Source organism: Clostridium lapidicellarium, from assembly GCF_041224415.1.
Lineage (GTDB): Bacteria > Bacillota > Clostridia > Clostridiales > Clostridiaceae > Clostridium_B > Clostridium_B lapidicellarium.
This window is the reverse complement of sequence record NZ_JBGFFE010000010.1, coordinates 69,421-82,673: the sequence shown is the minus strand read 5'-3', so window position 1 is coordinate 82,673 and position 13,253 is coordinate 69,421. Positions and strand designations below refer to the sequence as shown.

General features: G+C 35.8%; 9 protein-coding genes. 6 read left to right on the top strand and 3 right to left on the bottom strand.

The annotated features are described in order from the left end of the window. Positions 1-487: 487 nt before the first annotated feature. The 3 genes from lplA to cbiM all read left to right on the top strand — a co-directional run bounded on the left by lplA (position 488) and on the right by cbiM (position 3,641). Positions 488-1,480: a lipoate--protein ligase gene (lplA, locus tag AB8S09_RS08660; RefSeq protein WP_369868940.1), complete on the top strand. Its 993-nt coding sequence runs from the start codon at positions 488-490 to the stop codon at positions 1,478-1,480. A 95-nt stretch (positions 1,481-1,575) separates the two neighbouring features. Continuing rightward, positions 1,576-2,427 (top strand): lipoyl synthase, encoded by an 852-nt coding sequence (gene lipA / locus AB8S09_RS08655; protein ID WP_369868939.1) that lies wholly within the window; start codon positions 1,576-1,578, stop codon positions 2,425-2,427. Between the two features lie 218 nt (positions 2,428-2,645). After that, positions 2,646-3,641, top strand: a complete 996-nt coding sequence (gene cbiM / locus AB8S09_RS08650) for a cobalt transporter CbiM (RefSeq protein WP_369868938.1) — start codon at positions 2,646-2,648, stop codon at positions 3,639-3,641. A 48-nt stretch (positions 3,642-3,689) separates the two neighbouring features. Here cbiM and AB8S09_RS08645 read toward each other — a convergent pair whose 3' ends face one another. Continuing rightward, positions 3,690-4,841 carry an aminotransferase class V-fold PLP-dependent enzyme gene (locus AB8S09_RS08645; protein WP_369868937.1) on the bottom strand — a complete coding sequence of 384 codons (1,152 nt, stop codon included), beginning with the start codon at positions 4,839-4,841 and terminating at the stop codon, positions 3,690-3,692. A 186-nt stretch (positions 4,842-5,027) separates the two neighbouring features. On the opposite strand from AB8S09_RS08645, the gene thrC reads away from it, so the two are divergent. From thrC to pepT, 3 genes are all read left to right on the top strand, one after another. Continuing rightward, positions 5,028-6,533: a threonine synthase gene (thrC, locus tag AB8S09_RS08640; protein ID WP_369868936.1), complete on the top strand. Its 1,506-nt coding sequence runs from the start codon at positions 5,028-5,030 to the stop codon at positions 6,531-6,533. A gap of 58 nt (positions 6,534-6,591) precedes the next feature. Continuing rightward, on the top strand, positions 6,592-10,299 hold the full coding sequence (gene addA, locus AB8S09_RS08635) for a helicase-exonuclease AddAB subunit AddA (protein ID WP_440132416.1): 3,708 nt from the start codon (positions 6,592-6,594) through the stop codon (positions 10,297-10,299). Positions 10,300-10,437: 138 nt separating this feature from the next. Next, positions 10,438-11,670 carry a peptidase T gene (gene pepT, locus AB8S09_RS08630; RefSeq protein ID WP_369868935.1) on the top strand — a complete coding sequence of 411 codons (1,233 nt, stop codon included), beginning with the start codon at positions 10,438-10,440 and terminating at the stop codon, positions 11,668-11,670. 8 nt (positions 11,671-11,678) lie between these two features. Here the strand turns inward: pepT and AB8S09_RS08625 are convergent, their stop codons facing one another. Next, complete coding sequence (locus tag AB8S09_RS08625) at positions 11,679-12,317, bottom strand: amino acid ABC transporter permease (RefSeq protein WP_294184494.1); 639 nt, start codon at positions 12,315-12,317, stop codon at positions 11,679-11,681. A 22-nt stretch (positions 12,318-12,339) separates the two neighbouring features. Continuing rightward, entirely contained in the window at positions 12,340-13,143 is an 804-nt protein-coding gene (locus AB8S09_RS08620; protein WP_369868934.1) for an amino acid ABC transporter substrate-binding protein, read from the bottom strand. Between the last annotated feature and the right edge of the window lie 110 nt (positions 13,144-13,253).

Below are 13,253 nucleotides of genomic sequence, written 5' to 3'. Positions count from 1 at the left end.
TATTAACAAGAAATTTAATAATAGTTAATTTTAAATTCTTGATAACACTAAAGCATTAACTAACATCTTTATTATACATTAAATTTGTCATATGATCAAAGAAATTAAGAATATATTTTAAAATAATTACTAAAAAGGCTTGAAAAATGGAATAAAATATTATATAATAACTAATATCAAAGGAAATCATTTATTTATTAATAGGATATGTCATAAATATTGAGGCTGAAATCATGGAAATAGATGTTTCAGGAAACAATTGAATATAAGAATCATTTGATGAACTCTTAAATGTTTTCCTTTGTTATATTTATCAGAGTTCCTAATTATTATATATCCCCAAACTCCCTAATAGAGTCCTTAAAGGATAATAACCAGCTGTCCTTTTGGGACTCTTTTTTTATATTTGTAGCATTTGGTTTCATTTTGGATTATAATTAAATAGGTTTCATGTGGATTTTATGATGTGCGGGGGGAGTAATCTCATATGATTTTTATCGAACATAATAATACCAACCCTTATGTAAATCATGCGATTGAAGAGTATGTAATGGGTAAATTTGATGAAGAATGTTTTATGATGTGGAGAAATAGACCCTGCATTTTAATTGGCAAAAACCAGAATACAAGAGCTGAAATAAATATGAATTATGTAAAAGAGCATAATCTGGAGGTTGTAAGGAGAATGTCGGGAGGAGGGGCCATATTTAATGACCTGGGGACATTGAATTTTACATTTATAGATGAAGCTGACGACAATGCTTTTGTGGATTTTAGCAGGTTTACGGAACCTGTAATAAGGTCCTTGAAAAAGCTCGATGTAAATGTAAAGCTTTCTGGTAGAAATGATTTGACTGTAAACGATAAGAAGTTTTCGGGAAATTCCCAATACAGGCATAAAAATAAAATTTTACACCATGGAAGTATTTTGTTTTCAGTTAATATGGAAAATTTAAGTAAATCATTGAATGCAAGTCCAATTAAATTTTCGGATAAATCTGTTAAATCCGTGAAAAAGAGGGTTGTAAATCTGTGCGAGTGTATTGACAGACCCATGACTGTAGTGGAATTTAAAAATTTTCTGATGAAATCCATAATGGAGGAGTGCAGGGAAAAATGTAAACCTGTAAAAATTTACAGATTATCGGGGGAAGATTGGAAAAAAATAAAAAAAATTTCAGATAATAAGTATGTTTTGTGGCAGTGGAATTATGGTAATTTAAAAAAATTCACCTATTTTAATGAAAAGAAATTCAAAGGAGGAATTGTACAAGTTTATGTAAATGTACACAGGGGAATAATAGACCGTATAAATTTCTTTGGAGATTTTTTTGGCAGAGGGGAAATAAAAGATTTTGAAAATAAATTTGTGGGTATGAGGTATGATGAATCTGAAATTCTGAAAGTACTTGAGTCCGCAGATGTTGAAATGTATATGCATAATATAGATGCCGGGAATATCATAGAAGTTATGTTTTAAAGCAGCTTGCAATTGCTAATTGAGAATTGAGAATTGTAAATTGTAAATTGTAAATTGTAAATTGTAAATTGTAAATTGAATAAAGGGGGATTATCATGCAGGGTAGAAAACCGGATTGGTTGAAAATTAAGATAAGAGGCGGTGAATTTTCGGGAGAAGTTAAAAATATATTGAAAAAATATTCTTTAAATACTGTGTGTAGGGAGGCAAATTGTCCTAACAGGATGGAATGTTTCAGCAGAAAAAGGGCAACATTCATGATACTGGGGAAGAATTGTACCAGAAACTGTACTTTTTGCAACGTCAATAAGGCTAAGCCCGAGAGGGTTGATGAAAGAGAGCCCCTTAACATAGCCCGGGCGATTGACAGACTGGGGCTGAGGCATGCTGTTATAACCTCTGTTACCCGCGATGATCTGGAAGATGGAGGAGCTTACCATTTTGCCAGAGTCATAGAGGAAATAAAAAAGTTGAAAAAGAATATAACGATAGAAGTTCTAATACCAGATTTCAAAGGAGACAGATGTGCCTTAAAAAAGGTTGTGGATGCAAAGCCGGATGTTATAAATCATAATGTGGAGACTGCACCCAGGCTTTACAAGGATGTGAGGCCCATGGCAATATATGAACGTTCCTTGAATTTATTAAATGATGTCAAAGAACTGGATGGTTCTATTTTTACAAAATCAGGTTTTATGCTTGGACTTGGAGAAGAAAGAGAAGATGTTATAGGACTGCTGAAGGATTTGAGAAAGGTCGATTGCGACATTGTCACCATAGGCCAGTATCTTGCCCCATCTTCCAAACATCATCCTGTTGAGGAATATGTCCACCCCAGTGTATTTGAAGAGTATAGGAAGATCGGATTGGAATTGGGATTTAAATATGTAGCTTCTTCCCCTTTGGTGAGGAGTTCCTATCGTGCTGAAGAGGCTTTGAAAGGTTAATTGAATATCAAAATGAGATGATATATAGTTTTTTCTCATAATGATACTAATTGTGTATTATTATGAGAAAAAACTTTTTTTGATCGAGTGGAGAATGTATTTCAATATCATTCTGTTTTAAGGAAAAAAGTCGATTTACCGGGATATTAAAAGTATATTTAAAACAATGGCATGGAAAATGCTTGATTTATAAACAAACATCAATAGGGGGTCTTGTTATGCATATTCCAGATAATTATTTAAGCCCTTCTACTTGTGCAGTCATGGGTATAATAATGCTGCCAATATGGGCAAAAGCTATTAAGAGAGTGAAAAAAGATGTAAATAAGAAAAAAATACCGCTGCTGGGTGTATGCGGGGCATTTTCATTTTTAATTATGATGTTTAATGTACCTGTTCCGGGTGGAACGACAGCTCATGCCGTAGGTGGAACTTTGATTGCAATTTTACTGGGGCCTTACGCGGCAACTATTTCAATAAGCATAGCCCTACTTATACAGGCACTTTTTTTTGGGGATGGTGGAATACTTGCCTTTGGGGCAAATACCTTTAATATGGCATTTGTAATGCCCTTTGTAGGCTATGCACTGTTCAAGTTCATGAAAGATAAGCTGAAGGGAAATAGAGGAGAATACATAGCGGCTTTTGTTGGAGGATATGTGGGAATTGTAACTGCAGCTTTCATGGCTTCTATTGAATTTGGTATACAGCCTCTTCTTTTCAAAGACGCTTATGGACATGCACTTTATTGTCCTTATGGATTAAAAATATCCATTCCGGCTATGGTTCTGGTACATCTTTTTGTGGGCGTATTGGAAGGAGCTGTAACTGCGGCTGTATATGCCTATGTCAAGAAAGTGTCGCCGGATGTGATATATGACAATGGGGAAAATGTGAAAAAAGTGAAAAAAACAGCTAGAAAGTCTCTATATGGATTGTTATTGGCTCTTATAATATTATGTCCTCTGGGACTTTTAGCCAGCGGCGATGCATGGGGTGAATGGGATACAGAGGGAATAAAATCTCTTGTAGGATACATACCAAATGCCTTCAAGCACGGGATAAATTATCATGCTGTCGCGGCAGACTACTCTCTAACAGGGACAAGCGATGTGGTGGGATATATTATTTCAGCAATAGCTGGGACGGCAATTATTATAATCATATTTAAAGTAATTGGTTCTTTGAAAAAAAGTAATAGGAATAATACATGAAATAATCAGGAGCGTCTGCAGACGCTCCTGATTATTTTGGCTAAAAATTCACAGATAACTGTCAACTATGTTTTTTAAGGCACTTACCAGGATATCTATATCTTTTTTTGTATTAAAATAACCAATTCCTATCCTCATTGCACCAATTTCATATGTGCCCATAACCTTGTGGGCTGTTGGAGCACAGTGAAAGCCAACCCTTATCATTATGTCATATTCCTGGTCCAGTTTGAAAGCTATTTCCTCACCCGGTATATCTTTTATATTGAAGGAAATAACACCAACTATTTTTGGGGGATCCTCAGGCCCGTATATATGTATTGAAGGGACTTCCTTTAATCTTTCAAGTGCATATTCAATTATCTTATCCTCTTTGGCCCTTATATTTTCCACGCCTATATTGGATATGTACTTGATACCTTCGCCTAGTCCAACTATTCCTGCCACATTTAAAGTCCCAGCTTCAAATTTATTTGGTAAAAAGTCAGGCTGATAGGGATTCTTGGAATCTTCTCCAGTGCCGCCTGATTTTAGGGGACGCAGGTTTATATCGCAATTTAACAAAAATCCACCTGTACCTGTAGGACCAAAAAGGCTTTTATGGCCTGTAAAGGCAAGTATATCTATATTGTCTCTTTGTACATCTATAGGGTAGGCACCTGCCGTCTGGGCGCTGTCCACCAGAAAAATTATATTATGTTTTTTGGCTATAGCTCCTATTTCTCTTATAGGCTGGATAGTTCCAAGAACATTGGAGGCATGGGTAAATACTATGAGCTTTGTATTTTCCCTTATGAGTTTCTCAATTTCCTTCGGATCAGTTATTCCCTCCGGACTGCAGGGTGTTTTAGATATCTGCACATTCTTGTCCCTTTCAAGAATTTTCAGCGGCCTCCAGACTGAATTGTGTTCCAAACTGCTGGTTATAACATGGTCGCCGGAGTTTAATATGCCGTTTATCAATGTATTTAATGAATCGGTTATATTATAAGTAAAAATTACTTTGGAGGGGTCTTTGCCGTTGAATAATTTACATATGTTGCTTCTGCAGTCAAATATAAGTCTGTCAGCGGTGATAGCTGACTTGTAAGCGCCCCTTCCTGCAGTAGCACCTATATTTTTCATAAATTTTGAAATTGTATCTATTACCACATCGGGCTTTGGATAGGATGTAGCTGCATTATCTAAATAAGTTCCCAAAAGTTTTACCCCCTTATTTTAATTTTAACTATATTTCTATTATATCTTTAATATCTCAAAGTAAAAAGGTTATTATAATGTATTTTAATTTAAAATGATTACATCCTTAATTATAATTTTCAAGTTCTGCACTCTATGCTATTATATAGTTACGGTTGTTATTTTAAATCAGGGGAGTGATAAAATTTGGAAGAAATTTACTATAACAGTACAAGGGGCTCAAATGAAAATTTAACTTCAGCCAGTGCCATATTAAAAGGTATAGCTGGAGACGGTGGATTGTTTATACCTAATTGTTTTCCATTCATCAGTAAAAGGGAATTGAAAAATTGTGAGAAGATGTCCTTTAAACAATTGTCGCTTTATATAAATAAAAAATTTTTTACGGATTTCAGTGAGAGGGAATTGAAAAATTGTATAGATAGAGCTTATGACAATAAATTTGAGGGAAATGCTGCAGCTCCATTGAATAAAAAAGGTGATGTGTTTTATCTGGAATTGTTTCACGGACCGACGATGGCCTTTAAGGATATAGCATTATGTCTTCTTCCTTATTTGATGAAAACCGCAGCTAGAAAACGGAATCTGAATAAAACCATAGTTATACTTACTGCTACTTCCGGAGATACAGGCAAGGCTGCATTAGAAAGTTTTGCAGATGTAGAAGGAACAAAGATTGTGGTATTTTTTCCTGAAAAAGGTGTAAGCAGTATACAAAAAAGGCAGATGACTACTCAAATAGGTGAAAACGTGAAAGTCGTAGGTATAAATGGGAATTTTGACGATGCCCAGAAAGAGGTCAAGAGAATTTTTAACGATGTTGAATTGAAGAGAGAACTGAATAGAGGATCGTATATGTTTTCCTCGGCCAATTCCATAAATATTGGAAGGTTGATACCACAGATAGTATATTATTTTTACAGCTATATGCAGCTCCTGCGAGTCAAGGAAATAAAACTTGGAGAAAAAATAAATTTCGCAGTGCCGACAGGAAATTTTGGAAACATACTTGCGGCCTACTATTCTAAAAAAATGGGTTTGCCTGTAAATAAGCTCCTGTGTGCCTCAAATGAAAATAAAGTACTTTGTGATTTTTTCAACAGCGGTATCTATGATGCCAATAGAAAGTTTTTTGTTACCATATCTCCCTCTATGGACATATTGATGTCAAGTAATTTGGAGAGGTTCATATATGATATAAGCGGCAAAAATGCATCCGCTGTAAGAGAACTTATGGGTAACCTAGACAAATTTAGAAAATATGAGATCGGCGATAATATTAAAGAGGGAATGGACCTATTTTATGGAAATCTTGCCACAGATGAGGAGACAAAACAATCTATAAAAGAAGTTTTTGACAAGCATGGATATCTTATGGACCCCCATACTTCTGTTGCCTATTCCGTATATAAAAAATATTTGCAGGATACAGGTGACGGCACTAAAACAGTGATAGTTTCTACTGCAAGTCCTTTTAAATTTACAAGAGCCGTAATGGGTGCCTTGGATAATAGATATAATTCAGAAGATGATTTTAAACTTGTGAAATTGATGAGCAGAGCGGCGGGAATTGAAATTCCAAAGCCCATGAAGAAGTTAGACGGATGTAAGGTCATGCATGATACTGTATGTGAAACAGGACAGATGGAGACTGAGGTCAGGAAATTTTTATCTGAGCGCTGCCATTGCTAATGCTCCCAGCTTTTCAAAGTGGGAGATAAAGTATATATTAGTAAAGAGGATTGATATTATGGGAAGAAAATGGACTGAAGCACAGTATGAGGCCATTTTTGCAGGAAAATGTAATTTGCTGGTGGCCGCAGGGGCCGGGACTGGTAAGACTGCAGTGCTGGTAGAAAGAATAATACATAGGATAACCGATGCCAGTGAGGGTGTTGATATAGATAGACTGTTGATTGTTACATTTACGAATGCCGCAGCTTCTGAAATGAAAGAGAGAATAGGCGAAAGACTTTCCAAACTATTGGAAAGTGACTGCAATTCCAGGAATATTAGGAAACAGCTGGCTTTACTGAATCAATCCAATATAATGACTATCCATTCTTTTTGCCTTAAAATTATAAAGAGTAATTTTCATTTGATAGACCTGGATCCTGGGTTCAGGGTGTGTGATAATACTGAAGCCATACTTTTAAAACAGGATGCACTTCAGGAAATCCTGGAAGAAAGATATCAGCAGGGGAAAAGTGAATTTTTAGATCTTGTGGACAGTTTTAAGGGCAAGGATGATATCAGGCTTCAAAATATGATCTTGTCTTTATATGAGTTTTCAAAAAGCAATCCCTGGCCTGAAAAATGGTTGAAAAAAGCTGTAGAGGATTTCAATATAGGAGAAGATTTTAATTTTGAGGAAACTTTATGGGCTAAAACACTGATGCACAGTTTAAATATGGAAATTAGCGGATATAGAGATAAAATGGAAAATGCTGTAGAAATAATAAAAAACACTCCTGAGCTTGAACATTACCTGGCGCCTTTTGAGGATGACATTGGTGAAATGGATGAAATACTCAAAACCAGTTCATGGAATGAAATGATGGAGAAATTTATAAAATTGGAGTTTCATAAACTTCCGTCTAAAAGGACGGAAGACAGCATAAAACCCATAAAGGAAAGAGTTAAAAGTATAAAAGACGAAGTGAAGAAAAAATTGAATGATATAAGAGAAAATATATTTTTAAACTCATATAATTTAACCGGAGATATTAGGAGAATTTATCCCAAAATAAACTGTTTGGTGTCCCTTGTACTGGATTTCAATGATAGATATTATGATAAAAAAAGAGAAAGGGGAGTGCTGGATTTTAGTGATATTGAGCATTTTTGCCTTGAAATATTGACAGATGTGGATGACAGGGGAAATATAGTACCGTCACAGGCAGCCTTGGAATATAGGAATTATTTTAAAGAAATATTTATCGATGAATATCAGGACAGTAATGAAGTTCAGGAAGTCATAATCAACATGATAAGTGGGAAAGGTAAAGATGCAAATTTATTTATGGTAGGGGATGTAAAACAGAGTATATATAGATTCAGACAGTCGAAGCCGGAACTATTTCTGCAGAAATACGATTCTTATTCCGAAAAAAAGGGAAGCGGCAGCAGAAAGATAAAATTATCTGAAAATTTCAGGAGCAGGAAGGAAATAATAGATGCCGTAAATTATCTGTTCAAGCAGATAATGTGCAGAGAAGTAGGGGAACTTAGCTATGATGACAGTGAATGTCTGATAAGTTCGGCTAAGTATAAACCCTGCAGTGAAAGGTGCGGGGGAGCTGTGGAAATATACTTGGCTGATAAGGTGGAAAATAAATCTGAACCGGAACGGGATAACGGGGAGATAGTGGATAATATCCAGGTGGAAGCCCGTATGGCAGCGGAGAAGATAAAAGAACTGGTAAACCCGGCACCGGGTAAGAAATGCTTTAATGTATATGACAGTGAAAAGGGCTGTTACAGAGCTGCTGCGTACAGGGACATAGTGATATTGATGCGTACGACTCAAAATTGGGCGCCTACTTTTGTAGAGGAACTGAATAGTTTGGATATACCCGTATTTGCAGATACTTCAACGGGTTACCTCGATGCTGTTGAAATAAAAACCATTATATCACTTCTTGAGATAATAGATAATCCTATACAGGATATACCCCTCATATCGGTACTCAGATCTCCAATAGGGGCATTTTCACCGGAAGAGCTTGTGGATTTGAGAATGGTGAATAGGAAAATACCTTTTTATGAAGTGTTGAGGGCAGCAGCAGGAGAAAGCCAAAGTCCAAAGTATTCTCTGGATGACATAGGTGATAGGCTGAGACATAAAGCTGCAGTTTTTCTGGAAAGACTTGAAAACTGGAGAAAAAAAGTTATATATATGCCTATAGACGAATTTTTATGGCATCTTTATACGGAAACGGGCTATTATGGTTTTGTTGGAGCTATGCCCGGGGGAGTCCAGAGGCAGGCTAACTTGAGAATGCTGTTTGAGAAGGCAAAAGAATATGAGAAAAGCAGCTATAAGGGGCTTTTTAATTTTATAAACTTTATAAATAAACTTAGAAGTAGCAGTGGAGATTTGGGAAGTGCCAAAGTCCTTGGGGAAAATGAAAATGTGGTTAGAATAATGAGTATACATAAAAGTAAAGGCCTGGAATTTCCCATAGTGATATTGTCTGGAACAGGGAAAAATTTTAATCTTACAGATACGAATAGAAGTTTACTGTTCCATGATAAATTGGGATTCGGACCGGATTGTATAGATGTCGAAAGACATATATCCTATCCTACGGTTATAAAACAGATATTGAAGAGAAAATTAAAAGTTGAAACCCTTTCTGAAGAGATGAGAATATTATATGTAGCTTTTACCAGGGCAAAAGAAAAGCTTATAATAACGGGAATGGTCAGAGATGTTGAAAAAACAGCTAAAAAGTGGTGTGAATGTGCTTCCTACGGCGGCATTAAACTTTCAGAATACTCTCTTGTAGATGCTAAAAGCTTTTTGGACTGGATAGGTCCTGCGGTGGCGAGGCATCATTGCGGGAAGCCCATCAGGGATCTTTCCGGAATTTCCCAGAATCCGGTCTGGGTTGTTGAAGGGGATAATTCTAGATGGAAAGTATGTATTGAAGATAGAGATAGATTTGCTGGAGGTTCATCTGAAAATAATGATGCCGAAGATGCGGCAAAATGGATTAGAAGTTTAGATTGTAACAACAGAAAGGGAAAATATAAAAATGAAATTTATAAGAGGCTCGACTGGAAATACAAATATGAAGAAGCTTCTAAAATACCTGTAAAATTTTCAGTGTCTGAACTAAAGAGAAGATTTAAATTGATTGACAGAGAGGACAGTGTGGAGTTTATAGAACCTGTGCATTTGAAAAAACCAGTTTTCCTTGAAAAGAAAAAAGGTCTTACTGCGGCAGAAAGAGGTACGATCATGCATCTGGTTATGCAGCATATTGATATTGACAAAGTTGACTCCTATTCTGAAATTGAGGAACAGGTAGACAAATTGCTGCATATGGAATTTATCACTGAAGAAGAAGCCAGGTCCGTGTCCGTACGGAAAATATTGAAATTTTTTAATTCCTCCCTGGGAAGAAGGATGAAAAAAGCAGGAAACTTATATAGAGAAGTTCCCTTCTATATGGAAGTGGGCAGCAATGAGATATATGGAAATCTGGATCCTAAATTGTATCGAGATGAGAAGATATTGATTCAGGGTATAATAGACTGCTATTTTCAAGAGGGGAATGAGCTGGTGCTCCTCGATTATAAGACGGATTACGTTGAAAACATGGAAAATATAAAAGAAAAGTATAAAATTCAAATTTATTATTATGCACGTGCACTGGAAAAAATGACAGGTAAGAGGGTTAAAAATAAATACTTATATCTGTTTTACAACGATAATATATTAGAAGTGTAAAAGACAGTATAATTATAAATTTTCAATAAAAAATTTTTATTTATGGCTTTAGCAGTATAAATTGTGATCTTTGTACAATGGTGATATAATTTTGTAAGAGTTTGACAACATATATTTTATTTTATTGGAGGAATTTATATGGAAAATGCTGTAGATAAGCTGCTGAGGTATGTAAAATTTGATACCAGCTCTGATGACGAATCCGATACTGTTCCAAGCACCTTGAAACAGTTGAAGCTGGCGAAACAGCTTTCAAAAGAATTGTCGGAAATTGGTATGAAAGACGTATCACTGGATGAAAACGGTTATGTGATGGCTGTTTTGCCCGGTAATACTGAGAAAAATGTTCCTGCTATTGGTTTTATATCTCATATGGATACAAGTCCGGAAACTTCAGGAAAAAATGTAAATCCCCAGATAATAGAAAATTATGACGGCGGGGATATAGTCTTAAATAAAAAGGAAAATATAGTTTTAAGCGTTAAGGACTTTCCTGAAATAAAAAGGTATAAAGGGAAAAAAATTATAACTACAGACGGTACAACTTTACTAGGTGCAGATGACAAAGCTGGTGTGGCAGAAATAGTGGCTGCCATGGAATATTTGTCTGAACATCCTGAAATAAAACATGGAGATATAAAAGTAGAGTTTACTCCAGATGAGGAAATAGGAAGGGGCCCGGATCATTTCGACGTGAAAAAATTCAACGCTAAATTTGCATATACGGTAGACGGCGGGGCTCTTGGAGAGCTGGAATTTGAAAATTTTAATGCAGCTGCCGCAAAGATAACGGTTTCTGGAAGAAATGTACATCCTGGTGAAGCAAAGGGAAAAATGATAAATTCAATGCTTATAGCCGGAGAGTTCATGAATAAGCTTCCTAAGGATGAGATACCTGCAGCTACGGAAGGATATGAAGGATTTTATCATCTGGTTTCAATGAAAGGAAATGTGGATAAAACCGTACTTAATTATATCATAAGAGATTTTTATCAGGATAAATTTGATAGTAGAAAAAAGTTTGTGGAAAATTGTGCAAAAGAAATAAATGAAAAATACGGGAAAAAGGTTGTGGATGCTGAAATAACAGAACAGTACAGAAATATGAAAGAGAAAATAGAACCCGTTAAGTATATAGTTGACATAGCTTCTAAAGCCATGAAAGAAGTTGATGTAGAACCCAAGATCGTACCGATCAGAGGGGGAACTGATGGAGCAAGGCTTTCTTTTGTCGGACTGCCAACTCCAAACATATGTACAGGAGGACATAATTTTCACGGTAAATTTGAATATATACCAGCTTGTTCCATAGAAAAAGTGGTACAGATCATAGTAAAAATAGTTCAGATAACTGAAAGTAAATCATGGTAATTCACAAATCAGTCTATGGAATATTTCTTCTCCAGTTTTTTGAATACAATAACTAAAACTGAGGTTATTGCCAGATAGATTACAGCAGCTATTATAAAGGGAGTAATGGTGAAATCACGGGTGACTACTTCCTTTGCTGCTCTTAAAAGATCCCCCACACCAATGGTTGCAACTAGAGCGGAATCTTTTATTAAATTTATGCTTTCATTGCATATGGGTGGAATTACGTTTCTGGCAGCCTGTGGAATTATTATTTTTGTCATGGCCTGGCAGTGGCTCATTCCAAGAACTTTGGAAGCTTCATACTGCCCCTTATTTACCGATTCGATACCGGCCCTGAATATTTCCGCCAGGTAAGCAGCATAATTTATAATAAAAGCGATGCTGGCGGCAGCTAAAGGAGATAGCCTTATGCCGATTACAGGAAGTCCAAAGTAGGTAAAGAATAACTGCAAAAGCAGCGGGGTACCTCTAAAGGCCCAGGTATATAAGCTGAGCAGAGCTTTTAATGGTTTGATTTTAGATATTTTACCCACGGCTACTATACATCCTAGAGGTACGGAAAATAGTGCAGTTATAAAAAATAATTCTCCGGTTATCAAACTTCCCTTTAATATGAATTCCGTTATGTCCACAAGACTATCCATTTATAGATCACATCCTAACTCTTTATTTTGCAATTATATCTTTATTGAACCATTTCTGAGATATTTTATCGGCTGTTCCGTCTTTTTTCATAGAGTCCAATGCTTCATTTAATTTATTTCTGAAACTTGTATCGCTTTTTCTGATACCTACACCGTAATTTTCTTTTCCAAGATTATCATCGAGTACTTTGTAAAGTCCAGGCTTTTTCTTCAGATAATATCTCCCGACAACTTCATCTACCACAACGGCATCGATACGTCCTTGATTTAGGTCCAGCAGGGCTTCTGTATTATTTGAATATTTTCGTACATTTTTCAGGGATTTTGAAGTGGCGGCATCTGATTTCAATGCAGTTTCACTGCTGCTTCCCAACTGAAGTCCTACGGTTTTGCCTGAAAGATCTTTCTTAGTTTTTATGTTTGAATTATTTTTTACTACAATTATCTGCTTGTTTTGCAAATATACTTTTGAGAAAGATATATGTTTTTTTCTATCCTCTGTTATGGTGAGACCATTCCATATAACATCTATATCCTTATTGTTTAAACTGAGTATAATGCCATCCCATTCTACGGGTTTGAAAACAACTTTTACCCCCATTTTTTTTGCAGCGGCCTTGGCCATATCTATGTCAAATCCTACAATGTGCCCCTTTGAATCTCTGAATCCCATTGGAGGGAAGCTGTCGTCCAGGCCAACCACGAACTCTCCTTTTGATTTTATATCATTCCAGGATGTATTGGCTTTTGAAGATTGTCCACATCCGGAGAACAATGCGGCTGTGAAAAATATCAAAGCAGCTAAAATACCTAATTTTTTTTTCATTTTATTTGAACTCCTTTTATTATGTAATAATTACATCAACTATTATACTTTATCATGATAAATTTGTAAACTAATAAATCAAAAGTGGGAGGTCTCATATAAGTGTAGAG